Source organism: Pseudomonas sp. LBUM1646, assembly GCF_059716165.1.
Map to the genome: position 1 here is coordinate 5,872,523 of NZ_CP166810.1, position 25,378 is coordinate 5,897,900.

The 25,378-nt window shown below is 60.2% G+C and carries 23 protein-coding genes; 17 read left to right on the forward strand and 6 right to left on the reverse strand.

What is annotated here, in order from left to right; genetic code table 11:
• The first annotated feature begins 113 nt into the window (after positions 1-113).
• From ACA071_RS26765 to ACA071_RS26780, 4 genes are all read left to right on the forward strand, one after another.
• Positions 114-1,670, forward strand: coding sequence for a bifunctional aminoglycoside phosphotransferase/ATP-binding protein (locus ACA071_RS26765; protein ID WP_497641836.1), 1,557 nt, complete (start codon positions 114-116; stop codon positions 1,668-1,670).
• A 91-nt stretch (positions 1,671-1,761) separates the two neighbouring features.
• Positions 1,762-2,106 (forward strand): pentapeptide repeat-containing protein, encoded by a 345-nt coding sequence (locus ACA071_RS26770; protein WP_497641837.1) that lies wholly within the window; start codon positions 1,762-1,764, stop codon positions 2,104-2,106.
• Positions 2,107-2,349: 243 nt separating this feature from the next.
• A complete protein-coding gene (locus ACA071_RS26775; RefSeq protein WP_007971093.1) occupies positions 2,350-2,622 on the forward strand; it encodes a TfoX/Sxy family protein in 273 nt (90 codons plus the stop codon).
• A gap of 15 nt (positions 2,623-2,637) precedes the next feature.
• Positions 2,638-3,438: a Crp/Fnr family transcriptional regulator gene (locus ACA071_RS26780; RefSeq protein ID WP_497641838.1), complete on the forward strand. Its 801-nt coding sequence runs from the start codon at positions 2,638-2,640 to the stop codon at positions 3,436-3,438.
• A 219-nt stretch (positions 3,439-3,657) separates the two neighbouring features.
• Here the strand turns inward: ACA071_RS26780 and ACA071_RS26785 are convergent, their stop codons facing one another.
• Genes ACA071_RS26785 through ACA071_RS26800 form a run of 4 tightly spaced genes read right to left on the reverse strand, consistent with a single transcriptional unit; the run spans position 3,658 to position 7,204 of the window.
• Positions 3,658-4,509 (reverse strand): ChaN family lipoprotein, encoded by an 852-nt coding sequence (locus ACA071_RS26785; protein ID WP_497641839.1) that lies wholly within the window; start codon positions 4,507-4,509, stop codon positions 3,658-3,660.
• 21 nt (positions 4,510-4,530) lie between these two features.
• Entirely contained in the window at positions 4,531-5,298 is a 768-nt protein-coding gene (locus ACA071_RS26790; protein ID WP_497641840.1) for a heme ABC transporter ATP-binding protein, read from the reverse strand.
• On the reverse strand, positions 5,298-6,281 hold the full coding sequence (locus ACA071_RS26795; RefSeq protein ID WP_497645393.1) for a FecCD family ABC transporter permease: 984 nt from the start codon (positions 6,279-6,281) through the stop codon (positions 5,298-5,300). Before ACA071_RS26795 ends, ACA071_RS26790 begins: the two co-directional genes overlap by 1 nt.
• Positions 6,282-6,331: 50 nt before the next feature.
• Positions 6,332-7,204 carry a heme/hemin ABC transporter substrate-binding protein gene (locus tag ACA071_RS26800; RefSeq protein WP_497641841.1) on the reverse strand — a complete coding sequence of 291 codons (873 nt, stop codon included), beginning with the start codon at positions 7,202-7,204 and terminating at the stop codon, positions 6,332-6,334.
• A gap of 163 nt (positions 7,205-7,367) precedes the next feature.
• Between ACA071_RS26800 and ACA071_RS26805 the strand changes: the two genes are divergently transcribed.
• Positions 7,368-7,685 carry a Rieske (2Fe-2S) protein gene (locus ACA071_RS26805; RefSeq protein ID WP_497641842.1) on the forward strand — a complete coding sequence of 106 codons (318 nt, stop codon included), beginning with the start codon at positions 7,368-7,370 and terminating at the stop codon, positions 7,683-7,685.
• Here the strand turns inward: ACA071_RS26805 and sfsA are convergent.
• A complete protein-coding gene (gene sfsA / locus ACA071_RS26810) occupies positions 7,682-8,395 on the reverse strand; it encodes a DNA/RNA nuclease SfsA (protein ID WP_497641843.1) in 714 nt (237 codons plus the stop codon). The genes ACA071_RS26805 and sfsA overlap by 4 nt on opposite strands.
• On the reverse strand, positions 8,395-9,567 hold the full coding sequence (locus ACA071_RS26815; protein WP_497641844.1) for a pyridoxal phosphate-dependent aminotransferase: 1,173 nt from the start codon (positions 9,565-9,567) through the stop codon (positions 8,395-8,397). The genes sfsA and ACA071_RS26815 overlap by 1 nt, the downstream gene beginning before the upstream one ends.
• A 333-nt stretch (positions 9,568-9,900) precedes the next feature.
• On the opposite strand from ACA071_RS26815, the gene dksA reads away from it, so the two are divergent.
• The 12 genes from dksA to acs all read left to right on the forward strand — a co-directional run bounded on the left by dksA (position 9,901) and on the right by acs (position 25,318).
• A complete protein-coding gene (dksA, locus tag ACA071_RS26820; protein ID WP_497641845.1) occupies positions 9,901-10,341 on the forward strand; it encodes an RNA polymerase-binding protein DksA in 441 nt (146 codons plus the stop codon).
• Between the two features lie 77 nt (positions 10,342-10,418).
• Positions 10,419-11,315, forward strand: a complete 897-nt coding sequence (gluQRS, locus tag ACA071_RS26825) for a tRNA glutamyl-Q(34) synthetase GluQRS (protein ID WP_497641846.1) — start codon at positions 10,419-10,421, stop codon at positions 11,313-11,315.
• A 77-nt stretch (positions 11,316-11,392) separates the two neighbouring features.
• Positions 11,393-11,569 (forward strand): hypothetical protein, encoded by a 177-nt coding sequence (locus ACA071_RS26830; protein WP_003176118.1) that lies wholly within the window; start codon positions 11,393-11,395, stop codon positions 11,567-11,569.
• Positions 11,553-14,507, forward strand: a complete 2,955-nt coding sequence (locus ACA071_RS26835; RefSeq protein ID WP_497641847.1) for a sensor histidine kinase — start codon at positions 11,553-11,555, stop codon at positions 14,505-14,507. The genes ACA071_RS26830 and ACA071_RS26835 overlap by 17 nt, the downstream gene beginning before the upstream one ends.
• A gap of 22 nt (positions 14,508-14,529) precedes the next feature.
• The gene (locus ACA071_RS26840) at positions 14,530-15,966 is read left to right on the forward strand and encodes a sigma-54-dependent transcriptional regulator (RefSeq protein WP_497641848.1); all 1,437 of its coding nucleotides are present in this window, start codon (positions 14,530-14,532) and stop codon (positions 15,964-15,966) included.
• 910 nt (positions 15,967-16,876) lie between these two features.
• Positions 16,877-18,277, forward strand: a complete 1,401-nt coding sequence (locus ACA071_RS26845) for a polynucleotide adenylyltransferase PcnB (protein ID WP_497641849.1) — start codon at positions 16,877-16,879, stop codon at positions 18,275-18,277.
• Positions 18,278-18,280: 3 nt separating this feature from the next.
• Positions 18,281-18,766 (forward strand): 2-amino-4-hydroxy-6-hydroxymethyldihydropteridine diphosphokinase, encoded by a 486-nt coding sequence (folK, locus tag ACA071_RS26850; protein WP_497641850.1) that lies wholly within the window; start codon positions 18,281-18,283, stop codon positions 18,764-18,766.
• 344 nt (positions 18,767-19,110) lie between these two features.
• Positions 19,111-19,911, forward strand: coding sequence for a 3-methyl-2-oxobutanoate hydroxymethyltransferase (gene panB / locus ACA071_RS26855; protein ID WP_497641851.1), 801 nt, complete (start codon positions 19,111-19,113; stop codon positions 19,909-19,911).
• Positions 19,908-20,768, forward strand: a complete 861-nt coding sequence (panC, locus tag ACA071_RS26860) for a pantoate--beta-alanine ligase (RefSeq protein WP_497641852.1) — start codon at positions 19,908-19,910, stop codon at positions 20,766-20,768. The genes panB and panC overlap by 4 nt, the downstream gene beginning before the upstream one ends.
• Before the next feature lie 135 nt (positions 20,769-20,903).
• Entirely contained in the window at positions 20,904-21,284 is a 381-nt protein-coding gene (gene panD, locus ACA071_RS26865) for an aspartate 1-decarboxylase (protein ID WP_003228271.1), read from the forward strand.
• 240 nt (positions 21,285-21,524) lie between these two features.
• Positions 21,525-23,189 (forward strand): glucose-6-phosphate isomerase, encoded by a 1,665-nt coding sequence (gene pgi, locus ACA071_RS26870; protein WP_497641853.1) that lies wholly within the window; start codon positions 21,525-21,527, stop codon positions 23,187-23,189.
• Positions 23,190-23,380: 191 nt separating this feature from the next.
• Complete coding sequence (gene acs / locus ACA071_RS26875) at positions 23,381-25,318, forward strand: acetate--CoA ligase (RefSeq protein ID WP_497641854.1); 1,938 nt, start codon at positions 23,381-23,383, stop codon at positions 25,316-25,318.
• Positions 25,319-25,378: the final 60 nt, after the last annotated feature.

Below are 25,378 nucleotides of genomic sequence, written 5' to 3' on the forward strand. Positions count from 1 at the left end.
CGGATTATACGCACTTTATTCATACTCAACAGGAGCCCGCCGAGGTTTGCGTCAGGCGGACTTGCGGCCATAATGACGGCCGTGAATTTTCCCCAGACTCTGAAGGATCGCCTGTGAGCCAGTCCCTGATCGCCGCCCTGCAAAACCCGGCCCTCTACCCGCATCCCGTCGACGGGTTCCAGGTTATCGAGACCCATATCTCTTGGGTCATCCTCACGGGCCCCTTTGCTTATAAAGTGAAGAAACCGGTGAATTTCGGCTTCCTCGACTTCACCAACCTCGACGCTCGCGAACATTTCTGCGGCGAAGAGCTGCGTTTGAACCAGCGCCTGACCAACGATTTGTATCTGGAAGTGTTGCCGATCACCGGCAGCGTCGAAGCCCCACAACTGGGCGGTGATGGCCCGGTGGTCGATTACGCGCTGAAGATGCGCCAGTTCCCGCAAAGCCAATTACTCAGCACCCTGCAAGCCAACGGCGAACTGACCACCGCGCACATCGACGAAATGGCCGCGCAAATCGCGCAATTCCACCTCACTGCGCCGAAAGTATCGGCCGAACACGAAGCCGGCACCCCGGACAGCGTCATGGCACCGGTGCGCCAAAACTTCGAGCAGATTCGTCCGTTCCTCAGCGACAAGGCTGATCTGTTGCAACTCGACGCTCTGCAAGCCTGGGCCGAAAGCAGCTTCGAACGCTTGAAGCCACTGTTTAACCAACGTAAGACCGACGGCTTCATCCGCGAATGCCACGGTGACATTCACCTGGGCAACGCCACCGTGATCGACGGCAACGTCGTGATCTTCGACTGCATCGAATTCAACGAGCCGTTCCGCTTCACCGACGTCTACGCCGACACCGGTTTCCTGGCGATGGACCTGGAAGACCGCGGCCTGAAAAGCCTGGCGCGCCGTTTCATCAGCCAGTACCTGGAGCTGACCGGCGATTATCAGGGCCTTGAGCTGCTGAACTTCTATAAAGCCTACCGCGCCCTGGTCCGCGCCAAGGTCAGCCTGTTCAGCATGCCGGCCGAAGCCGATCCGGTGCAGCGCGCCACGACCCTGCGCCAGTACCGCAACTACGCCAACCTGGCGGAAAGCTACAGCACCATCCCTTCGCGTTTCCTGGCGATTACCCACGGCGTTTCCGCTGTCGGCAAAAGCCGCGTGGCCATGCGTCTGGTGGAAGCGCTGGGCGCCGTTCGTCTGCGCTCGGATGTGGAACGCAAGCGTCTGTTCGGTGAACAAACCGTACCGAACGATCCACAGGCCGGCATCTATAGCGCTGACGCCAGCGCCGCGACCTACACTCGCCTGCATGACATCGCCTCGGTGATCCTGCGCGCCGGTTTCCCGGTGGTGATCGATGCGACCTACCTCAAACGCGACCAGCGTGACGGCGCGGCAAAAATTGCCGAAGCCACCGGTGCACCGTTCCTGATCCTGGACTGCAATGCGCCGCAAGCCGTGATCGAGAGCTGGCTGGCCCTGCGTCAGGCAGACAAAAAGGATCCGTCCGACGCCAACCTGGCCGTTATCGCCGATCAGCAAGCCAGTCGTGAAGCGCTGACGCCAGCTGAGATTCTTTGCAGCAAGCGCGTTCAAACCAATGAAAGCGGGACTCTCGACACCGTTGTGGCGCAGATTCGCCAACGCATGCCGGGCCTGTAAGAAACTATTTCAGCCGTGGAGCCTTCGCTGGCTTCACGGCTGTCAAATAGTGGCACTATACTGGCGTCATAAAACCAACAGGTGATGTGACATGAGCCAGCCGAAACTTCTCGACACCCCGCTTTACGCCTTGCTGCACAAAGACGACATCACAGGTTTCAACAAAGAGCGCCCTACGGACGGCCCGATCGACATGGTCGGTGGCGATTTCCGTGGTCTTGACCTGCGCGAGCTGAACGCCGATGGCGTTGACTTTACCGATGCGTATTTCCGTTCCGCCGACTTGCGCGGCATCGACTTTCGCAATGCGTCCCTTGAAGGCGCGAGCCTGGCCCATGCGCAAATCTCCGGCGCCTACTTCCCGCCAGAGCTGAGTGCCGACGAGATTCTGATGTCGATGAACTTCGGTACACGCCTGCGTTATCGCACCCGCTAAAAACGACCGTCACCTGACAAGTCCAGCGCTCCCGCCTTGCGCTGGACGCTGTGCGCTATCTGCCGTAAAAACTGACTCCCAACACCTTCTCCTACTGCGTCCGCAGACATTCCTTGCGCGCCAAGCGCTTGCCGCTTAGAAGCTTTTGCCTCGAAACCGACCAAACAATCACGCTTTTCCTACTGATGGCTACACTCCTCAAAGGCTCGCCCACGCTCCGTTCGGCTGTCGCAAGGAGGCTTGATGAATGATGAACTGCAACACCTGAAGAATCTTGGCAAGACGTCGGCCCAGTGGCTGCATGCCGTGGGCATCCACAGCGCCTCGGACTTGCGTCGCCTGGGGGCGGTGGATGCTTATCGCGCCGTGCGCACGCGCGGGTTCCGGGCGTCCAAGGTGTTGCTGTATGCAATCGAAGGCGCCCTGATGGACGTGCACTGGAACGACATCCCCGCTGAACGCAAGGAAGCCCTGAACAAACAATTGGAAGCCATCTCTTCACGCCACAAGAATTGAACAGGCGCCATCGCCATGTACTTGCTCGGGGAACAACCGGCTTACGCCGACACGCTGATCAATCGACTGCAAAACCTGCCCGCGCGGTTGCTGGAGGGTTTATCGCCCTGTGGCCCGGCCCTTGAGTTTTCTGCCGTCGACGACCTCGCGACGGTATTGCCCGGCAATCAGCTGTTCTTGCTCGACAACGGCCTGTTGCACGGCTGCGTCGACCATCGCCCCTTGTTCTATTTGCATGAAGGCGATCTGGTCGGCCTGCGTCAGGGCGTTGAGCTGCCGCATTGCCGCTTGCGCAGTGATGGCCCGCTGTCCTTGATTCCTTATCTGCGATCCGAGGTTTTCCAGCATATTTATGCCGAGCCGCAGCGCTCGGAGTTATTCCTGCAATACCTGGTCGGCCAGACCGCCCTGTTGTCCGACGCGGTCGCCCGCCTGAAACAACCCGAGTACCGCAGCACCCATGGCTTTCAGCGCGTGGCCAGTGGCGAAGTGCTGATTCAACAGGGCGATGAAGCGGACCATGTGTTCGTCATCATCGAAGGCCACGCCGAAGCGTTTGTCGACGGGCACAAAGTCGGCGATGTCCCGAAGGATGAGATTTTCGGCGCCATGGCGGTGTTCACCGGCGAGAAACGCAACGCCAGTGTGATCGCCCGCGAACCGAGTACGGTGATGCTGATTCCCAAGGACCAGTTTCTGAACCTGACGCAAAGCAATCCGAAGATCGCGCACAGCCTGATCGAGAGCATGGCGCGGCGCATCGACCTGCTCAATAAGCAGATCACTCAGTTGAGCTCGCAGAAAAACCCAGGCTAAACCCAATGATTACGGGGCTTTCAGTCCAACTGAAAATAAATGAGCTAATCAGCGGTTGACTTGGTAATGAGAATCGCTATGATTATCACAACTGGTCGCGAGACTGGTCGATATTCTGAAAAGCCCTTGGTTCGGACTCTCAGATTATCTCCTCATCAGGCTAATCACGGTTATTTGACCCGGCTCTTGCCGGGTCTTTTTTTGCCTGTGGAAAAGGGATTACTGGCTCATCTGCTTGCGCATCTCTTCGCAATAATCCGGCGCCGGCGTGGCAGGCGTGTACCAGACGAAATCGGCCATGGCGGACGTGACTTCACTGCCCTGCTGCGCCAACAGCAACACGGTGGGGGCTTCGGATTCTCCCAGGTCCAGCACATGAAGCGGCACGCCGACATCCTTGCGCGCATGGTACGCACCGGCAAACAGCATTGACGGTGTGGGTGCCGCGAGCAGCCGCTCGGCGATGCGCCGGTCACGTTGTTGCTGCACCGCCAGCATCGCTGGCATTTGCGATTGGGGCAGCAGGCCGCAATGGGAGCCGCTGATTTGCTCCAGCAGCTCTTTCTTGACCGACGGGGCATTGCTGCGCGAACCGCTCACCGCCGTTGGCTGGGTGTAGAAAGCACGAACTTCAGCGTTGTCGAGATTGGCCGCCAGCAGTGGATAAGGTTGATCCAAGGCGAAGCGCACAATCGGCCCGTACACATCCCAGTCCCAACCCGATTGCCAGGCCAACGCCCCGGGCAAATCAGCTGGAAGTGTCGAGGCATGGCGCACGTCATCGACGCGCGGTTGTTGATCGGGCGTGAGCATTTCCAGCAGCAGGCTGCCTTGGGGGCGCTGCTGCCCCAGCTCCTGGAGCAACCACAATTGCAGTTGATGGTGATCGCGGTTGTCATGCTGCTCGCCGACGATCAACCGCTCAGGCTTGGCCAACCGTACGACCAGTTCTTGCGCCGTCAGTGACTGACCGCTGCGCAAGTCGCGAATCTCACCCGTGATCGGTGGCGGCGCCGACACATGCTGACAAGCACTCAGCAACAGTGCAGCCAGCAGCAGAATCCCTCGCATGTTCTCACCTCGATGAATGGCTCAGCGGGCGATGATCAGCGGATGCCCACGCTCCGGGTGCAGTTGCACCAATACTTCCAGCCCGAATACGGCTTTGAGCGGCTCAGGACGCAACACCTGCTCCGGTGTATCCAGCGCCACCGGGCGCCCGCCTTCGAGCAGCAACAGGCGATCACAATACCGCGCCGCCAGGTTCAGATCATGCAAGATCACCATGACTGCCGCACCGCGATCAGCGAACTCGCGCACGGCTTGCAAAGTGGTGTGCTGATGCAACGGATCGAGCATCGAGGTCGGCTCATCCAGCAACAGCGTCTGCCCCGCCTCCCCCGGCCAGAGCTGCGCCAGCACTCGCGCCAAATGCACCCGCTGGCGCTCGCCGCCGGACAGAGCCAAATAGCTGCGACCGCTCAAATGCCCGGCATCGGCGGCGCCCAGTGCCGCGGCGACAATTTCGTCATCGCGCACACGGCCACTTTGATAGGGCAAACGGCCCATGGCGACCACTTCCTCGACGCGAAAGCCGAAGTCCAGGGTCGACACCTGCGGTAACACCGCCAGCCGTTGGGCACGCTGAGGACCGGTGCAATGCCGCAACTCTTGTTTATCCAGCCAGACGCGCCCCTCATCGGGATGCAACTCACCGCATAAAGCACCGAGCAACGTACTTTTGCCGGCACCGTTCGGCCCCAGCACACCGAGGACTTCACCTGGCTTTAGTTCAAGCGTGATGCCCGCCAGCACGGTTTTGCTGCCCCGGCGGATCAACAGGTTTTCCGTGCGCAACATCAGGCAGGCCTCCTGAGAAGCAGGAACAGAAAGAACGGCGCGCCTATGAAGGCGGTGACGATACCGATCGGTAACTCGGCCGGCGCCAAGGCCAGTCGCGCCACCAGATCGGCGAACAACAGCAGACTCGCCCCCGCCAGCACCGAGGCCGGCAACAGCACCCGATGATCCGGCCCCGCCAGCAGCCGCACCAGATGCGGCACCACCAACCCGACAAAGCCGATCATCCCCGCCGCCGCCACCGCCGCGCCGACACCCAGCGCGGTGCAGAACACCAATTCGCGCTTGAGCCCTTCGACATCAATGCCCAGGTGACCGGCCTCCGACTCGCCGAGCAACAACGCATTCAACGCCTTGGCCCGGCGCGGTAGCCACAGCGCCACGCCGGCCGTGACCAACAGCAACGGCCAGAGCCGCGAGTAACTGGCGCCATTGAGGCTGCCCAGGTTCCAGAACGTCAATGTACGCAGGGTCGCGTCATCTGCCAGATAGGTGAACAAACCCACGGCAGAACCAGCCAGCGCCGTCAGCGCGATACCCGCGAGCAGCATGGTTGCGACATTAGTCTGCCCATTGCGCCGACCGAGTCGATACACCAGCGCCGTCACCCCGAGCCCACCGAGAAACGCACACAACGATAAAAGATAAGGCCCGAAGGCTTCAGGCAAACCACCGAACGCCGAGCCACCGACAATCGCAATCGCCGCGCCCAACGCCGCGCCACTGGAAACCCCGACCAGCCCCGGATCGGCCAGCGGATTACGAAATAACCCCTGCATCGCCACCCCGGACAACGCCAATACACCACCGACCGCCAAGCCCAACAGGGTTCGCGGCAGACGAATTTGCCCGAGAATCAGTTCTGCCTGCTCCAACCCATCCGGGGCAATCGGCAAACCGAGCAGCCGCAGCGCCGCACGCAAGGTATCGAGCAGCGGCAAGCTCACCGGGCCAAGGGCCAACGACAGCCAGATCGCCAGCAAACACAGCAGGCTCAGGCCAATAAACAGTGCGCGAGGTTTAACCAGCGTGGTCATTGGCCGGTCGCGCCGGGGTAGAAACCGTCAGAGAGTTTTTTCAGCGCCTCGGGCAGCCGCGGGCCCAGCCCGCCCACCAGCAAGGTCGGATCGAGTTCCATGACGCGTCCGTCCTTGGCCGCGCGGGTCGAGGACAGGATCGGGTTTTCCTTGAACAGCGCTGCACGGGCTGCATCGCCGGTCAGCGCGCGATCGGCGAACACCAGCACCTCGGGATTCAGACTGGCCAGGGATTCGTTGGAAAAAGGTTTGTAGCCGGTATGCGTCGCCAGGTTGTGGCCACCGGCCCGTTGCAGCAACCAATCGGCGGCAGTGTCCTTGCCGGCAATCAACGGCTTGCCGCCCGCGTTGCCGATCAGCAGCAGTACACCCGGCGCTTTGTGTTTGAGCTGGGTCTCGGAGACCCGGGCTTTTTGCTGATCCAGTTGCTGTTGGTACACCTGCCACGCTTGCGAAGCCTGATCTTCAGTGCCGAGCAGCTTGCCCAAGCGTTCCAGATTATTTTTCAAGGCAGGCAAATCCGGCTGGGCGGAAAACAATTCAACCTGCACGCCAGCGCTGCGAATCTGCGAAAGCACCGGCGGTGGCCCCATTTCCTCAGTGCCGACCAGTATCTGCGGGCGCAGGCTCAAGATGCCTTCCGCCGACAATTGACGCTGATAACCAATGCTCGGCAGCGATTTAAGGGATTCGGGATGCTGGCTGGTGGTATCGACGCCGACCAGTTTCGATTCGCCGCCCAACGTACTCACCCACTCCGACAGGGCGCCACCGGCACTGACCCAACGTTGCGGCAACTCGGCCGCGGCAGCCTCGTGACTGACCAGCAGCCCGACACATAGCGCGACAACGCGGGGACTCAGGCGCATAAACAGCTTCCTTAAAGGGTTTTCCCGGGCATCAGGCGGACAGGCCAAGTATCCTCGGCAGACCGCACGCAACCCATGGGCGGGCGGCCATTTGATAATTGTTTGCATTTGCACGTCAAGCCCGGACATATCTCGTCACGCGCTGCGATACTTGAGGATATACATGAAGTTTCTTTGCCCAGGCCAAGAATTGGCCGAAGCCGGCAGTCGCGGTTTCGACATCGACGGCCAGAAGCTCTTCGCCGTACGCCGGGCGGGTGAGGTTTACGTCTACATCAACCGCTGCCCGCACCGTGGTGTCGGCCTGGAATGGAAGCCCGACCAGTTCCTGGACCCGAGCAACAGCCTGATCCAGTGCGCCACCCACGGCGCACTGTTTCTGATCGAAGACGGCGAATGCGTCGCCGGCCCGTGTGCAGGACAATCCCTGACCGCGATCCCTTGCCGCGAAGATGCGCAAGGGATCTGGGTCAACCTTTAACCGTTGAGCAACACCTCCAGACGCCGATCCACCACCATCTCTTCATGGCTCAGGCGCACGCCATAAGCCAGCACCTCAACCCCGCACGCCACGGCCTCGCGCAAAGCAGCTGCGTAGGCCGAATCGATTTCTTCTGCCGGACGCACCGCCTCGATGCCAGTGAGATTGACGCAATACAGCTGCACCGCGCGAATCCCGTCCCGGGCCAGATGCGCCAATTCCCGCAAATGCTTGGCGCCGCGCTGGGTCACCGCATCGGGAAACGCCGCCACCGCTGTACCGTCATAGCCCAGCGTGACGCTTTTGACTTCCACATAAGCCGGCCCGCTCGGGTAATCGAGGCGGAAATCGATGCGGCTGCGTTCCTGACCGTAGGCCACTTCGCGCTTCAATTCGGTAAAGCCGTTCAGCTCGGTGATCACCCCGGCGCGCAATGCCTCTTCGACCAAGCTATTGGCGCGGCCGGTGTTGACGCAAAACAACCGCCCTTGCGGGGTTTCACCGATTTCCCAAGTGCCGGGGAGCTTGCGCTTGGGGTCGTTGGAGCGACTGAACCAGACTTGCCCGCCCTCGACCTGGCAATTAAGCATCGAGCCGGTGTTGGGACAGTGAATGGTCAGCAACTCGCCGCTAACGGTTTCGATATCGGCGAGAAAACGCTTGTAACGACGGATCAGACGACCTTCTTCGAGGGGAGGATGAAAACGCATCAGCCTTGCCAGCTCTTCAAGCCACGAGCGATACGCTCCACCGCTTCCTGCAAGCGCGGCAGGCTTTGGGTGTAGGCAAATCGCACATGATGCCCTGCTTGGTAACGGCCGAAGTCCAGGCCCGGGGTGATCGCCACATGTTCGGTTTCAAGGAAATGTCGGCAGAACGCGAAGGCATCGCCGCCGAACTGGCTGATATCAGCGTACAAATAGAACGCCCCTTCTGGCTCCACGGCGATACCGAAACCGAGTTCACGCAGGGCCGGTAATAGAAAGTCGCGACGACGACCGAATTCGGCGCGGCGCTCTTCCAGGATGGCAATGGTGGCGGGCTCGAAACAGGCCAATGCGGCGTGCTGGGCCATGCTTGGGGCGCTGATGTAGAGGTTCTGCGCGAGTTTTTCCAGTTCGCCGACCGCCGCTTCCGGCGCCACAAGCCAGCCGAGGCGCCAACCGGTCATGCCGAAATACTTGGAAAAACTATTCAGGACGAAGGCGCTGTCATCGACTTCCAGCACGCTGGCGGCATCGGTGCCATAGGTCAGACCGTGGTAGATCTCGTCCACCACCAGATGGCCGTGGCGCTGCTGGATGGCTGCGGACAAACCGGCCAACTCATCGCGGGTCAGGATGGTCCCGGTCGGGTTGGCCGGCGAAGCCACCAAGGCGCCGACGCTGTCCTGATCCCAATGCCGTGCCACCAGGTCCGGGGTCAGTTGATAACGTACGTCCGGACCTACAGGAACCAACTGCGCCGCGCCTTCCACCAGCCGCAGGAAATGCCGGTTACACGGGTAGCCCGGGTCCGCCAGCAGCCAGTGTTTGCCCGGATCGACCAGTAAGGCGCTGGCCAGCAGCAAGGCGCCGGAGCCGCCCGGCGTGACAAGAATTCGCTGTGGATCGATGTTCAGCCCGTAACGTGTTTGATAGAACCCGGAAATGGCCTCGCGCAATTCGGGAATGCCCCGGGCTGCGGTGTAACGGGTCTTGCCCGCGGTCAGCGCAGCCTGGCCAGCCTGGATGATCGGCTCGGCAGTGGTGAAGTCCGGCTCGCCGATTTCCAGGTGAATCACGTCGTGGCCGGCGGCTTGCAGTTCATTGGCCCGCGCCAGCAGCGCCATGACATGGAACGGTTCGATCGCACGACTGCGCGCACTGTAGGGCTGAGCCATTAGCCTTCCTTCAACGGGGAAAAGAATCGATTCTACCCATGCACTGGAACGAGCGAGAACCTAAAGCGGTCAGAGGCGTTATAACCGGGGTCATAAACGACTCGAGCGAGTGTCTCAGGTTTGACTAAAATCAATATTTGATCAGGTCTCCAACACCACCAGACAAGGCTTTGCAACCATTTGCAAGCCTCGCGGGCCACTACCTCGACATCCGGGAGTAGCGCGGCCCGTTTTGATCTGGTAAGTTCGCCCGCTTGCAGCCGCAGGGCCGGCAGGTGTCGGTGATGGAGCAATCCTGCGCAATGGATTACAAGAGTAGAGGCGGTCCATTTCATGCCCACCCAAGCAAAGCAGCAAAACCAGTCGATCAGCGGCTTCGAACCCTACGTAGCAGTTAAGGGCGAGGAGTACATGGGCAAACCCATGCGCGCTCACTTCACCAAGATCCTGAATAAGTGGAAACAGGACTTGATGCAGGAAGTCGACCGTACGGTTGATCACATGAAAGACGAAGCGGCCAACTTCCCTGACCCGGCAGATCGTGCCAGCCAGGAAGAAGAATTCAGCCTTGAATTGCGTGCCCGCGACCGTGAGCGCAAGTTGATCAAGAAGATCGACAAGACACTGCAATTGATCGAAGACGAAGAATATGGCTGGTGCGAGTCCTGCGGCGTCGAAATTGGCGTCAAGCGACTGGAAGCCCGCCCTACCGCCGACATGTGCGTTGACTGCAAGACCCTGGCGGAAATCAAGGAAAAGCAAGTCGGCAAGTAATCTCGACTTGAACGAAAAACGGAGCGTGCGAACGCTCCGTTTTTGTTTCTGATGTTTTTTGGCTTTAAATACTGCCCATGACTGCCATCGCCTCCTCTCCCTACATCGGTCGCTTCGCCCCCACGCCCAGCGGTCATTTGCACTTCGGCTCCCTGGTCGCCGCGCTGGCCTCGTACCTTGACGCCCGCTCAGTGGGTGGCCGTTGGCTGATGCGCATGGAAGACCTCGACCCGCCACGGGAAGAGCCCGGCGCCCAGGCTGCCATTCTCAACGCCCTGGAAAGCTACGGTTTCGAGTGGGACGGCGAATTGGTGCGCCAGAGCGATCGCCACGACGCCTACGCCGAAGTGCTCAATCGCCTGTTAAATCATGGCCTGGCCTACGCCTGCACCTGTTCGCGCAAACAATTGGAGCCGTATCACGGCATCTATCCCGGCCTGTGCCGCAACGCCGGGCATGGCACCGAAGACGCCGCCATCCGCCTGCGCGTGCCGGAGCTGGAGTACCACTTCATCGACCGGGTGCAAGGCGAGTTCCGCCAGCACTTGGGCCGAGAGGTGGGCGATTTCGTGATTCGCCGTCGCGATGGGCTATACGCTTATCAGTTGGCCGTGGTGCTCGATGACGCCTGGCAGGGCATCACCGATATCGTGCGCGGCGCCGACCTGCTCGACTCCACACCGCGCCAACTGTATCTGCAAGAACTGCTGGGCCTGCGCCAGCCGCGTTACCTGCACGTGCCGCTGATTATCCAGCCGGACGGCAACAAACTCGGCAAGTCCTACCGTTCGCCGCCACTGGCAGAAGATCAGGCCACGCCGCTGTTACTGCGGGCACTGCGGGCGCTGGGGCAGAATCCGGGGAACGAACTGGCCTACGCCACTCCACGGGAAGTGCTGGATTGGGGCATCGCCCACTGGGATGCCGCACAGATCCCGCGCACACTGACCCTGCCCGAAGCGCAACTGCAGTGATGGCACTTGCAGTCGCGCCGCCATCCGTTACCATCGCCGCACGTTTTCGGGCACGCGCATAAAAAAGAGAGGCCGGGATGTACATCTATCGCTTGGTCCTGCTTTTGGTAGTGGGGATTTATCTGTTCTCCCCGGCCATCATGGATTGGTGGATCGACGCCACTGGCGCCTGGTATCGCCCTTATCTGCTCTGGCTGATTCTGATCGTCGTGACCTTCATCCTGCAGAGCCAAAAAGATGCCGATGAGCTTTAGCCTGACCCAGATGATCCTGATCAGCGCCGCGTACCTGGCGGTGTTGTTCGGCGTTGCCTGGATCAGCGAACGGGGCATGATCCCCCGGGCGATCATTCGCCACCCGCTGACTTACACGCTGTCGCTTGGGGTTTACGCCAGTGCGTGGGCGTTTTATGGCACGGTCGGTCTGGCCTATCAGTACGGCTATGGCTTTCTCTCCAGTTACCTCGGGGTGTCCGGCGCGTTTCTGCTGGCGCCGGTGTTGCTGTACCCGATCCTGAAGATCACCCGTACCTATCAACTGTCGTCGCTGGCGGACTTGTTCGCCTTCCGCTTCCGCAGCACCTGGGCCGGTGCGCTGACCACGATCTTCATGCTGATCGGCGTCCTGCCGCTGCTGGCGTTGCAGATTCAAGCCGTGGCCGACTCCATCGGTATCCTCACCCGCGAGCCGGTGCAGCACCGCGTAGCCCTGAGTTTCTGCGCCCTCATCACTCTGTTCACGATCTTCTTCGGCTCGCGCCACATTGCGACGCGGGAGAAACACGAAGGCCTGGTGTTCGCGATTGCCTTCGAATCGGTGATCAAGCTGATCGCCATCGGCGGCGTTGGTTTGTACGCGTTGTACGGCGTGTTCGACGGCCCGCAACAGCTTGAGCTTTGGTTGCTGCAAAACCAGACTGCCCTCGCCGCCCTGCACACACCTTTGCAGGAAGGTCCTTGGCGCACACTGTTGTTGGTGTTCTTCGCCTCGGCGATCGTGATGCCGCACATGTACCACATGACCTTTACCGAAAACCTCAATCCGCGCTCGCTCGTCAGTGCGAGCTGGGGCTTGCCGCTGTTCCTGTTGCTGATGAGCCTGGCGGTACCGCTGATTCTCTGGGCCGGGCTGAAACTGGGCGCCACCACCAACCCGGAATATTTCACCCTCGGCATCGGCATCGCCGCCAACAACAAGGCCCTGGCGCTATTGGCTTATGTCGGCGGTTTGTCGGCGGCCAGCGGTTTGATCATCGTCACCACCCTGGCGCTGTCCGGGATGGCGCTTAACCATTTGGTGCTTCCGCTGTATCAGCCGCCGGCCGAAGGCAATATCTACCGCTGGCTGAAGTGGACCCGCCGAGCGCTGATCGTCGCGATCATCATGGCTGGCTACGGCTTCTACCTGTTGCTGGGTGCGGAGCAAGACCTGGCCAACCTCGGCATCGTCGCTTTCGTGGCGACCCTGCAATTCCTTCCGGGCGTGTTGTCGGTGCTGTATTGGCCGACCGCCAACCGTCGCGGCTTCATCGCCGGTTTGCTCGCGGGGATCCTGGTGTGGATGGTCACCATGCTGATGCCGCTGGTGGGCAATCTGCAGGGTTTCTACATTCCGCTGCTGAACATGATCTACGTGCTCGACGACACCAGTTGGCACATGGCGGCGATTGCCTCGCTGGCCGCCAACGTGCTGATGTTCACCCTGATCTCGCTGTTCACCAACGCCAGCCCGGAAGAAGCCAGCGCCGCCGAAGCTTGCGCCGTGGACAACGTCCGTCGCCCGCAACGTCGGGAACTGCACGCCGCCTCACCCCAGGAATTCGCCACGCAACTGGCCAAACCTTTGGGTGCCAAAGCTGCGCAGAAAGAAGTCGAACAGGCCCTGCGCGATCTCTATCTGCCGTTCGACGAGCGCCGGCCGTACGCCTTGCGCCGTTTGCGTGACCGCATCGAAGCCAACCTGTCCGGCCTGATGGGGCCGAGCGTCGCCCAGGACATGGTCGAAACCTTCCTGCCTTATAAGGCCGGCGGCGAAAACTACGTCACCGAAGATATCCATTTCATCGAAAGCCGTCTCGAGGACTACCACTCGCGCCTCACCGGCCTGGCTGCCGAACTCGATGCCTTGCGTCGCTACCACCGCCAGACCTTGCAGGAACTGCCGATGGGCGTCTGCTCCCTGGCCAAGGATCAAGAGATCCTGATGTGGAACAAAGCCATGGAAGAGCTGACCGGAATCGCCGCGCAGCGCGTGGTCGGTTCACGCTTGAGCACCATTGGCGATCCGTGGAAAGAACTGCTGCAAGGCTTCATCAACCTGCCCGACGAACACTTGCACAAACAGCACCTGGCCCTCGATGGCCAGACCCGCTGGCTGAACCTGCACAAAGCGGCGATCGATGAACCGCTGGCGCCGGGCAACAGTGGCCTGGTGCTGCTGGTGGAAGACCTGACCGAAACCCAGATGCTCGAAGACAAACTGGTGCACTCCGAGCGGCTGGCGAGCATTGGTCGACTGGCGGCCGGCGTGGCCCATGAAATCGGCAACCCGATCACCGGCATCGCTTGCCTGGCGCAGAACCTGCGCGAAGAACGCGAGGAAGACGCCGAGCTGACGGAAATCAGCGGGCAGATTCTGGAGCAGACCAAACGCGTGTCGCGGATCGTTCAGTCGTTGATGAGCTTCGCCCATGCCGGCAGTCATCAGCACAACGACGAGCCCGTCTGTCTGGCCGAAGTGGCCCAGGATGCCATCGGCCTGCTGGCCCTGAACCGGCGCAATTTCGAAGTCCAGTTCTACAACCTGTGCGACCCCGATCACTGGGTCGAAGGCGATCCCCAACGGCTCGCCCAAGTGTTGATCAACCTGCTCTCCAACGCCCGCGACGCCTCACCGCCGCACAGTGCGGTGCGGGTCAAAAGCGAAGCCGGCGAACACACGGTCGACCTGATCGTGGAAGACGAAGGCAGCGGAATTCCGAAGAACATCATGGATAGATTGTTCGAACCTTTCTTCACCACCAAGGATCCTGGCGAAGGCACCGGTCTGGGCCTTGCACTGGTCTATTCCATCGTTGAAGAGCATTATGGACAAATCACCATCGACAGCCCGGCTGATGTTCAAAGCCAACGCGGTACCCGTATCCGGGTGACATTACCGCGTCATGTCGAAGCGACGTCCGCTGTGAACTGAGACCGTCGAGAGTATCGAATCAATGCCGCACATTTTGATCGTCGAAGACGAAACAATTATCCGCTCCGCCTTGCGCCGCCTGCTGGAACGTAATCAGTACCAGGTCAGCGAAGCCGGATCCGTGCAGGAAGCACAAGAGCGTTTCAGCATTCCCACGTTTGACCTGATCGTCAGTGACCTGCGCCTGCCTGGCGCCCCGGGCACTGAATTGATCAAGCTTGGCCAAGGCACTCCTGTGCTGATCATGACCAGCTACGCCAGCCTGCGTTCGGCCGTCGATTCCATGAAGATGGGCGCGGTGGATTACATCGCCAAGCCTTTCGATCACGACGAAATGCTGCAGGCCGTTGCGCGCATTCTGCGTGATCGCCAATCGGCGCCTGCTGCCGGTGAGCCGGTGGTCGGCAAAGCGGCCAATGGCGCCGCGAAACCGGGCGTCGATAACAGCAACGGCGAGATTGGCATCATCGGCTCCTGTCCGCCGATGCAGGACCTGTACAGCAAGATCCGCAAAGTCGCGCCTACCGATTCCAACGTCCTGATCCAGGGCGAGTCCGGTACCGGTAAAGAACTGGTGGCCCGCGCCCTGCACAACCTCTCCAAGCGCGCCAAGGCGCCGATGATTTCGGTGAACTGCGCAGCCATTCCGGAAAGCCTGATCGAGTCCGAACTGTTCGGCCACGAAAAAGGCGCGTTCACCGGCGCCAGCGCCGGGCGTGCCGGGCTGGTAGAAGCAGCCGACGGCGGCACCCTGTTCCTCGATGAAATCGGTGAACTGCCACTCGAAGCCCAGGCCCGCCTGCTGCGCGTGCTGCAGGAAGGCGAAATTCGCCGGGTCGGCTCGGTGCAGTCGCAGAAAGTCGATGTACGCCTGATCGCTGCGACCCACCGGGACCTCAAGAGCCTGGCGAAAATCGCCCAGTTCCGTGAGGACCTTTATTACCGTCTCCACGTGATTGCCCTGAAACTGCCCGCCCTGCGCGAGCGCGGCGCGGACGTCAACGAAATCGCCAATGCGTTCCTGGCGCGGCAGAGCGCGCGGGTCAACCGCACCGATCTGAAGTTTGCCCCGGACGCTGAGCAGGCGATTCGTCACTACACCTGGCCAGGTAACGTTCGCGAGCTGGAAAATGCGGTCGAACGCGCGGTGATCCTGTGCGAGAGCCCGGAAATTTCCGCCGAACTGCTGGGCATCGACATCGAGCTGAGCGATCTGGACGATGACGATTTCATCGGCCTGCCCCCACAACAGGGCGGCGCCGCCGGCAACAACAGCCATGAGCCGACCGAGGACCTGTCGCTGGAAGACTACTTCCAGCACTTCGTCCTCGAGCATCAAGATCACATGACCGAAACCGAACTGGCCCGCAAACTCGGGGTCAGCCGCAAATGCCTGTGGGAACGCCGCCAACGCCTGGGCATTCCACGGCGCAAGACCGGGGTGGCCAGCGAGAGCTGAACGTCACCTGTCAGGTGTGCGGGTAACACGTGACATTGTGAAAAAACTGTTACCTCAGTCTTTTCACGTAACAAAAGCCGGGGCTTACGGTAACGAAGCCCCGGTTTTTTTGGGCCCTGAAAAACCTCGATACACGGCTTGACCCCTTGTTTTGCTGGGCTTCGCAAAAGTTGGCACGCACCCTGCTATATGTTCAGTACAAGAACAATAACAAGCAATGCACAAGACAATAAAAATAAGACGAATCGACTCACGCACAATAAAAACAAGACGGCGAGAGGCGCAGCTAACTGATTCTTTTGGAGAGGCGTTGTATTTGGGGCGTGCCCCACGACCAGGCCGAGAACAACAAAAAACTGTCCTAAGACAGAGCCTGAACTGGTTGGATCGCAAGATCACTGCAACACAGCGACCAAAGCAATCCGTTTGCTCTTGGCTCCCGATTGGGAGGGTCATGAAGGAAAAACTTCATGACAAGGGCACTTAACAAAAACAAAAAGCCCGAAACCAATAATAAAAATAGAGCATGCAACTACTTCTTGGGGAGCTTCGGCTCCCCTTGTAGTTTCTGGCGTTTGAGCCCCTCACGACTAGCAGCCTGTAGCAGCTGTCGAGCACCGCGAGGCAGCGTTCGGGCGCGAAGCACCCGCAAATTGGCCAACCGTATTTATCCTGACACACCGCAACCTATGGTTTACGACGGCTTCGCCGCCGGACGCCGCCGGACGCTGCCTCGCGCTGCTCGACAGCTGCTACATCGACGACATCGGTTACGTCCCGCGCATACCAGACATTGCCCGCAAGCCGTTTCGCAGCTTCCTACACCATCCCCCGACTAAATGCTAGAATCCCGGCCCATCATGCGGTCATTCTTCGTTATGGCCGAACATTCCTTCAAACAGTGCATCCCATGCTGAAGAAGTTGTTCCAGTCATTCCGTTCGCCCAAGCGCCATACGCAACACATCCGCAGCACGCCTGAAGTGCTCAACAGCGGCCAACATTCGCTGCAGAAGGCGCAATTCAGCCGTTACGCGGTGAATATCGTTGAACGCCTGCAGAACGCCGGTTACCAGGCTTATCTGGTCGGCGGTTGCGTGCGTGACATGATGCTCGGCATCACACCGAAAGATTTCGACGTCGCCACCAGTGCCACCCCTGAACAGGTACGGGCTGAATTCCGCAATGCGCGGATCATCGGTCGCCGCTTCAAGCTGGTGCACATCCACTTTGGTCGTGAAATCATTGAAGTCGCGACTTTCCGCGCCAATCACCCGCAAAACGATGAAGAGGAAGACAGCAACCAGTCTTCCCGCAACGAGAGCGGGCGCATCCTGCGCGATAACGTCTACGGCACCCTGGAAGAAGACGCGCAACGCCGCGACTTCACCATCAACGCCTTGTATTACGATCCGGTCAGCGAGCGCATTCTCGACTACGCCAACGGCGTACACGACATCCGCAATCACCTGATCCGCCTGATCGGCGACCCGAAGCAACGCTACCAGGAAGACCCGGTACGGATGCTGCGTGCCGTGCGTTTCGCCGCCAAGCTGAATTTCGGTATCGAAAAACACAGCGCTGCGCCGATCCGCGACCTGGCGCCGATGCTGCGCGAGATCCCGTCAGCGCGCTTGTTCGAAGAAGTGCTCAAGCTGTTCCTCTCCGGCCATGCCGCGGACACCTTCGAGATGCTGGTCGACTTGCAGTTGTTCGATCCGCTGTTCCCGGCCAGTGCCGAGGCGTTGGAATACAACCCGACATACACCCACACGCTGATCAGTGAAGCGCTGATCAACACCGACCTGCGGATCAAGCAGAACAAACCGGTAACTCCGGCGTTCCTGTTTGCCGCACTGCTGTGGCCTGCCCTGCCGGCTCGCGTGTTGCGTCTTCAAGAGCGTGGCATGCCACCGATTCCGGCGATGCAGGAAGCGGCTCACGAGCTGATCGCCGAACAGTGCCAGCGCATCGCGATTCCGAAGCGCTTCACTATGCCGATCCGCGAGATCTGGGACATGCAGGAACGCCTGCCACGTCGCAGCGGCAAGCGCGCTGATCTGTTGCTCGACAACCCGCGGTTCCGCGCCGGTTACGACTTCCTGCTGCTGCGCGAAAGCGCCGGCGAGCAGACCGATGGCCTGGGCGAATGGTGGACGGATTATCAGGACGCCAACGACAGCGAACGTCGGGACATGATCCGCGACCTGAGCGGCAAGGATGACGGCACGGGTGCACCACGCAAACGTCGTCGCAGCGGTGGCGCCAAGCGCAAACGCGCCGCCGGCGCCCCGAGCGCCACGGGCGAGTAAGTCATGGAACGCATCTATATCGGCATGGGCAGCAATCTGGCTGACCCCGCCGAACAATTGCGCAGCGCCGTCGAGGCGCTGGCGCAGTTACCGCAGACCGAGCTGGTCGGGGTATCGGCGTTTTATCAAAGCGATTCATTGCTGCCCGGCCAACCGCGTTACACCAACGCGGTTGCCGCCCTCGACAGCCGCCTCGCGCCGCTGGACCTGCTCGATGCGCTGCAAGCCATCGAAAACGGCCAGGGTCGCGAGCGCCTTGAACGTTGGGGGCCACGCACGCTGGACCTGGATATCGTGCTGTTCGGCGATCGCCTGATCGACGAACCTCGCCTCAAAGTCCCCCATTACCACCTGCAGGAACGCGCCTTCGTGCTGTATCCACTGGCCGAACTGGCGCCGACGGATCTGCGATTGGCGGATGGCCGGAGCCTCAGCGAATTGCTCGCAGCGTGCCCGTTTGTTGGGCTGGAACGCCTCCCCACAGCCTGAGTTGCCGCTAAAAGATCGCGGCCTTCGGCAGCGCCTACAGGTTTACGCGAATCCTGTAGGAGCTGCCGAAGGCTGCGATCTTTTGACGATACAAGCGCTGTCGCAAATCTGCTGAATCGCATCAGTTACCCCGGTAACACCCCCACCGTAACAACGCGGTAACACACGCAATTGACTTCCCGAGTTCTCCTCACGACTATAGGCGTCCCGCTGCCGCCAACGCGGCGCTAAAGGGCGCAATCCAGGCCTTATAAGCACGACAAAAGACCGTGCGCCTGAGTAAATGAAGAATCACGCGCGTTACTCGCAGTAGTTTCCATAGCGCCTGAACGAGGATTTTTTACATGCCAGCCATCACCCTGACCACGCTCCAGAGCCTCAAGCAGAAAGGTGAAAAAATCACCATGCTGACCTGCTATGACGCGACCTTCGCTCACGCCTGCAACGAGGCCGGCGTCGAAGTGCTGCTGGTGGGCGACTCCCTCGGCATGGTCTTGCAAGGTCACGACAGCACCTTGCCGGTCACCACCGCGGAAATGGCCTACCACGTGGCGGCCGTCAAACGCGGCAATACCGACGCCCTGATCCTCGCCGACCTGCCGTTCATGGCCTACGCAACGACCGAACAAGCCATGACCAACAGCGCCCTGCTGATGCAGGCCGGTGCGCACATGATCAAGGTCGAAGGTGCCTTGTGGCTGGCGGACTCGATCCGTTTGCTGGCCGAACGCGGTGTACCGGTGTGTGCGCACATGGGCCTGACCCCGCAATCGGTGAACATCCTCGGCGGTTACAAAGTCCAGGGCCGCAGCGAGAACCAGGCGCGGCAAATGCGTGCCGACGCCATCGCCCTGGAACAGGCCGGTGCCGCCATGCTGCTGCTCGAGTGCGTACCGAGCGAACTGGCCGAGGAAATCACTCAGGCCGTGGGCATTCCGGTGATCGGCATTGGCGCCGGCAGCAGCACTGACGGCCAGGTCCTGGTGTTGCATGACATGCTCGGTCTGTCCATCACCGGCCGCGTGCCGAAGTTCGTGAAGAATTTCATGAATGGTCAGGTCAGCATTCAAGCAGCCTTGAGCGCTTATGTCGCTGAAGTCAAAGCAGCTACTTTCCCAGGTATCGAACACGGATTCTCTGCATGAACACCGTCAAAACCGTCCGCGAACTGCGGGCAGCCGTGGCCCGTGCCCGCGGTGAAGGCAAGCGTATCGCCTTCGTACCCACCATGGGCAACTTGCACAGCGGCCACGTCGCACTGATTACCAAAGCTTCCCAACGAGCCGATTTCGTAGTCGCGAGCATCTTCGTCAACCCGCTGCAATTTGGCGCCGGCGAAGACCTCGACAAGTACCCCCGCACATTGGTGGCCGACCAGGAAAAACTGCTCCAGGCGGGCTGCCATCTGCTGTTCGCCCCGACCGTCGAAGAAATGTACCCCGACGGCATGGCCGGCCAGACCCGGGTCAGCGTTCCGCAATTGTCCGAAGGCCTGTGCGGCGCCAGCCGTCCAGGGCATTTTGAAGGCGTGGCGACCGTGGTCAGCAAGCTGTTCAACATGGTCCAGCCGGACCTGGCAATCTTCGGCCAGAAAGACTTCCAGCAACTGGCGGTGATTCGCGCGCTGGTGCATGACCTGAACATGCCGATCCAGATCATCGGCGAACCGACTGTACGGGCCGCCGATGGCTTGGCGTTGTCGTCGCGCAATGGCTTTCTCAGCGAAGACCAGCGCGCGACGGCGCCGGTGGTGTATCGCACGCTGGCGACGATTGCCGATGCCATTAAACAAGGTGAGCGCGATTATCCGGCGTTGATCGACGGGCAGATTAAACAGCTTGAAGCGGCGGGTTTGCGTAGCGATTACCTGGAGATCCGCCATGCCGTGACCTTGCGCCCGGCGACTGCGCAAGATCGGGACCTGGTGATTCTGGTCGCGGCGTTCCTTGGCACGACGCGGTTGATCGACAACTTGCACCTGAATCTCGACGCAACGGTTTAAACGGCAAGATCAAAAGATCGCAGCCTTCGGCAGCTCCTAGGCACGCCGAATGCTGCGATCTTTTGCGTTGTATTGCCGCCCACAAAGCCTTCGGGCAATATGCCCGCCGTTCGATTCCGACCTGGGGAAACACTCATGCACGCCATCATGCTCAAGGCCAAGCTGCATCGCGCCGAAGTCACCCACGCAGTACTCGATTACGAAGGTTCTTGCGCCATCGACGGCGAATGGCTGGACCTGTCCGGCATCCGTGAATACGAACAGATCCAGATCTACAACGTCGACAACGGCGAGCGCTTCACCACCTACGCGATTCGTGGCGAAGAAGGTTCGCGCATGATCTCGGTCAACGGCGCCGCGGCGCACAAGGCCAAGGTCGGCGACCGGGTGATCATTTGCGCTTACGCCCACTACAGCGAGGCCGAGCTGCTCAACTTCAAGCCGCGCATGCTCTACATGGCGCCGGGCAACGAGCTGAGCCACACCAGCAATGCCATACCGGTTCAGGTCGCCTGATCAGGCCATTCTCCCGATAGTCATCCGTCTGTCGGGACGTTTGCGGTTTCAATGTTAAAAAAGTACAGAAAACCAGTCATACAAAGCGAAGACAGATCCACACGCGAGGTTTACTGTTACCGCCCTGCGCTATTTAATCGTGTCCACGCAGATTGACCGGACGTAGCCCTCCCAATGGACGGGACATTCCGGGATCTTCAGTGTCTTAAAGGCAGTTCAAGTAAAAGGAAAATCGCAGCGATGGCGTACTACCGCACTCCTCACGACGTTACCGCTCTGCCCGCCTGGCAAGCGTTGAAAGACCACCGCCAAGCCATGCAGGATTTCAGCATGCGCGAAGCATTCAATGCCGACCCGCAGCGCTTTACTCAATTCACCCTTAGCAGTTGCGGTCTGTTTCTCGATTACTCGAAAAACCTGATCAACGCCGAGACCCGCAATCTACTGGTGGGCCTGGCCAACGAAGTCGACCTCAAGGGCGCGATCAAAGCGCTGTTCGACGGCGAAATCGTCAACTCCTCCGAAGGCCGCCCGGCGCTGCACACTGCATTGCGCCGTCCGGTGGGCGACAAATTGTCGGTCAACGGCGTCAACGTGATGCCGGAAGTGCACAAAGTGCTGAACCAGATCACCGACCTCGTGGGCCGCATCCACGATGGTCTGTGGCGCGGTTACACCGAGAAGCCGATCACTGACGTGGTGAACATCGGCATCGGTGGCTCGTTCCTCGGCCCTGAGCTGGTCTCCGAAGCGCTGCTGTCCTACGCCCAGAAAGGCGTGCGTTGCCATTATCTGGCGAACATCGACGGCAGTGAGTTCCACGAGCTGACCATGAAGCTGCGCGCCGAGACCACGCTGTTCATCGTCTCGTCGAAATCCTTCAACACCCTCGAAACCCTGAAGAACGCCCAGGCCGCCCGTGCCTGGTACCTGGCCCAGGGTGGTTCGGAAGCCGAGCTGTATCGCCACTTCATCGCGGTATCGAGCAACAACGCCGCCGCCGTGGCGTTCGGTATCCGTGAAGAAAACATCTTCCCGATGTGGGACTGGGTCGGCGGGCGTTACTCGCTGTGGTCGGCCATCGGTCTGCCGATTGCCCTGGCCATTGGTATGTCGAACTTCAAGGAACTGCTGTCCGGTGCGTACACCATGGACCAGCATTTCCAGAGCGCTCCATTCGAACAGAACATGCCGGTACTGCTGGCGTTGCTCGGTGTCTGGTACGGCAACTTCTGGGGCGCGCAAAGCCACGCGATCCTGCCGTACGACCATTACCTGCGCAACATCACCAAGCACTTGCAACAGCTGGACATGGAATCCAACGGTAAAAGCGTGCGCCAGGACGGCACGCCAGTGTCTACCGATACCGGTCCGGTGATCTGGGGTGGCGTTGGCTGCAACGGCCAGCACGCCTACCACCAGTTGCTGCACCAAGGCACCCAACTGATTCCGGCTGACTTCATCGTGCCGATCGTCAGCTTCAACCCGGTGTCCGACCACCACCAGTGGCTGTACGCCAACTGCCTGTCCCAAAGCCAGGCTCTGATGCTCGGCAAGACCCTTGTCGAAGCTGAAACCGAGCTACGCGACAAGGGCTTGAGCGAAGAAGAAGTGCAGAAAATCGCACCACACAAGGTGATCCCGGGCAACCGTCCGAGCAACACCCTGGTGGTCGAACGCATCAGCCCGCGTCGACTCGGCGCATTGGTGGCGTTGTACGAGCACAAAGTCTTCGTGCAAAGCGTCGTCTGGGGCATCAACGCCTTCGACCAGTGGGGCGTGGAGCTGGGTAAAGAGCTGGGCAAAGGCGTCTACAACCGCCTGGTCGGCAGCGAAGAAACCCCGGCTGACGATGCTTCGACACAAGGCCTGATCAACTACTTCCGCGGTCGTCACCGCGGGTGATCTAACGCCTCATAGCTACCCCTGTGGGAGCGAGCTTGCTCGCGATGACGGTTGAACATTCAACGAATTTGTTGACTGACAGGCCGCTATCGCGAGCAAGCTCGCTCCCACTGTTGTTTAGTGCATGACTTGAACCCTCTGGTCACTCGGCGCATCTTAATCTTGTCGCAAAACAAGAATAAGGAACCGTCATGTTCGATATCAGCACGTTCCCCAAAGCCGATGCCGTGCGCCGGGCTGCCAATTTGAGTCAGGACGACTACCAGCGCCTGTACCGACAATCCATCGAACACCCCAGCACCTTCTGGGCCGAACAGGCCACACGCTTTCTCGACTGGAGCGAGCCGTGGCAAACCGTCCAGCGCTATAACCTGAAAACCGGTGAGGCCAACTGGTTTGCCGGGGGCAAGCTGAACGTCAGTTACAACTGCATCGACCGTCACCTGGAAAAACGTGGCGATCAGATCGCAATCATCTGGGAAGGCGATGACCCCGCCGAGTCCGCCCAGATCACTTACAAAAAACTCCATCACAACGTCTGTCGCCTGGCCAACGTCCTGAAAGGTCGTGGCGTGAAAAAAGGTGATCGGGTGTGCATCTACATGCCGATGATTCCCGAAGCCGCGTACGCCATGCTCGCCTGCTCGCGCATCGGCGCGGTGCATTCGGTGGTGTTCGGCGGTTTTTCTCCGGACTCCGTACGCGACCGGATCCTCGACGCCGACTGCCGCACCGTGATCACCGCTGATGAAGGGGTGCGCGGTGGCAAATTCGTACCGCTCAAGGAGAAAGTCGACAAAGCGCTCGAGAGTTGCCCGAACGTCAGCACGGTGATTGTGGTCGAGCGCACCCAGGGTGAAGTGAACTGGGTCGAAGGCCGGGACATCTGGTATCACCAGGCTCTGCGCGATGTCAGCGACGATTGCCCGCCGGAACCGATGGACGCCGAAGACCCGCTGTTCATCCTCTACACCTCCGGCAGCACCGGCAAACCCAAAGGCGTGCTGCACACCACGGGCGGCTACCTGCTGCAAGCGGCGATGACCTTCAAGTACGTGCTCGATTACCGCGACGGCGAGGTGTTCTGGTGCACCGCCGACGTCGGCTGGGTCACCGGCCACAGCTACATCGTCTACGGGCCGTTAGCCAACGGCGCGACCACACTGATCTTCGAAGGCGTGCCGAGTTACCCCACCAGTTCGCGCTTCTGGCAGGTCATCGACAAACACCACGTCAACATCTTCTACACCGCGCCGACCGCCCTGCGCTCGCTGATGCGTGAAGGCCCCGAGCCGTTGAAGGAAACGTCCCGCGAAAGCCTCAGATTACTCGGCAGCGTCGGTGAGCCGATCAACCCGGAAGCGTGGGATTGGTACTTCAACGCGGTCGGTGAGCAGCGTTGCCCGATCGTCGACACCTGGTGGCAGACCGAAACCGGCGGCATCATGCTCAGCCCGCTGGTCAGTGCGCAACGGATCAAACCGGGCTGTGCGACGCAGCCGATGTTCGGCGTACAACCGGTGTTGCTCGACGAAGTGGGCAAGGAAATCAAAGGCCCCGGCAGCGGCGTGCTGGCGATCAAATCCAGCTGGCCGGCGCAGATCCGCAGCGTCTATGGCGACCCGCAACGGATGGTCGAAACCTACTTCAAGCCCTACCCCGGCTACTACTTCACCGGCGACGGTGCTCGGCGCGACGAGGATGGCGACTACTGGATCACCGGGCGCATCGACGATGTGATCAACGTCTCCGGACATCGCATCGGCACCGCCGAAGTAGAAAGTGCCCTGGTGCTGCACGACAGCATCGCCGAGGCCGCAGTGGTCGGTTACCCCCATGACGTCAAAGGTCAGGGCATCTATGCCTTTGTCACGCCCATGAATGGTACCGAACCCAACGACGAACTGAAGAAAGAACTGCTCGCCCACGTCAGCAAGGAAATTGGCAGCTTCGCCAAGCCGGACCTGATTCAATGGGCACCGGCCTTGCCGAAAACCCGTTCGGGCAAGATCATGCGGCGGATTCTGCGCAAGATCGCCTGCAACGAACTGGACAGCCTGGGTGATACCTCGACCCTGGCCGATCCGAGCGTGGTCCAGGACTTGGTCGATAAACGCCTGAACCAATAATCGCTTGTTTCAAAAGCCTGCGCGGCCGTTAATGGCCGCGCTTTCTTTTTCGCCACTGAG

Excerpts from the sequence above, each read along its gene's own strand:
- ACA071_RS26770 (WP_497641837.1), top strand. The coding sequence starts at position 1,762 with ATGAGCCAGCCGAAACTTCTCGACACCCCGCTTTACGCCTTGCTGCAC.
- ACA071_RS26775 (WP_007971093.1), top strand. The coding sequence starts at position 2,350 with ATGAATGATGAACTGCAACACCTGAAGAATCTTGGCAAGACGTCGGCC.
- ACA071_RS26780 (WP_497641838.1), top strand. The coding sequence starts at position 2,638 with ATGTACTTGCTCGGGGAACAACCGGCTTACGCCGACACGCTGATCAAT.
- ACA071_RS26785 (WP_497641839.1), bottom strand. The coding sequence starts at position 4,509 with ATGCGAGGGATTCTGCTGCTGGCTGCACTGTTGCTGAGTGCTTGTCAG.
- ACA071_RS26790 (WP_497641840.1), bottom strand. The coding sequence starts at position 5,298 with ATGTTGCGCACGGAAAACCTGTTGATCCGCCGGGGCAGCAAAACCGTG.
- ACA071_RS26800 (WP_497641841.1), bottom strand. The coding sequence starts at position 7,204 with ATGCGCCTGAGTCCCCGCGTTGTCGCGCTATGTGTCGGGCTGCTGGTC.
- ACA071_RS26805 (WP_497641842.1), top strand. The coding sequence starts at position 7,368 with ATGAAGTTTCTTTGCCCAGGCCAAGAATTGGCCGAAGCCGGCAGTCGC.
- sfsA (WP_497641843.1), bottom strand. The coding sequence starts at position 8,395 with ATGCGTTTTCATCCTCCCCTCGAAGAAGGTCGTCTGATCCGTCGTTAC.
- ACA071_RS26815 (WP_497641844.1), bottom strand. The coding sequence starts at position 9,567 with ATGGCTCAGCCCTACAGTGCGCGCAGTCGTGCGATCGAACCGTTCCAT.
- dksA (WP_497641845.1), top strand. The coding sequence starts at position 9,901 with ATGCCCACCCAAGCAAAGCAGCAAAACCAGTCGATCAGCGGCTTCGAA.
- gluQRS (WP_497641846.1), top strand. The coding sequence starts at position 10,419 with ATGACTGCCATCGCCTCCTCTCCCTACATCGGTCGCTTCGCCCCCACG.
- ACA071_RS26830 (WP_003176118.1), top strand. The coding sequence starts at position 11,393 with ATGTACATCTATCGCTTGGTCCTGCTTTTGGTAGTGGGGATTTATCTG.
- ACA071_RS26835 (WP_497641847.1), top strand. The coding sequence starts at position 11,553 with ATGCCGATGAGCTTTAGCCTGACCCAGATGATCCTGATCAGCGCCGCG.
- ACA071_RS26840 (WP_497641848.1), top strand. The coding sequence starts at position 14,530 with ATGCCGCACATTTTGATCGTCGAAGACGAAACAATTATCCGCTCCGCC.
- ACA071_RS26845 (WP_497641849.1), top strand. The coding sequence starts at position 16,877 with ATGCTGAAGAAGTTGTTCCAGTCATTCCGTTCGCCCAAGCGCCATACG.
- folK (WP_497641850.1), top strand. The coding sequence starts at position 18,281 with ATGGAACGCATCTATATCGGCATGGGCAGCAATCTGGCTGACCCCGCC.
- panB (WP_497641851.1), top strand. The coding sequence starts at position 19,111 with ATGCCAGCCATCACCCTGACCACGCTCCAGAGCCTCAAGCAGAAAGGT.
- panC (WP_497641852.1), top strand. The coding sequence starts at position 19,908 with ATGAACACCGTCAAAACCGTCCGCGAACTGCGGGCAGCCGTGGCCCGT.
- panD (WP_003228271.1), top strand. The coding sequence starts at position 20,904 with ATGCACGCCATCATGCTCAAGGCCAAGCTGCATCGCGCCGAAGTCACC.
- pgi (WP_497641853.1), top strand. The coding sequence starts at position 21,525 with ATGGCGTACTACCGCACTCCTCACGACGTTACCGCTCTGCCCGCCTGG.
- acs (WP_497641854.1), top strand. The coding sequence starts at position 23,381 with ATGTTCGATATCAGCACGTTCCCCAAAGCCGATGCCGTGCGCCGGGCT.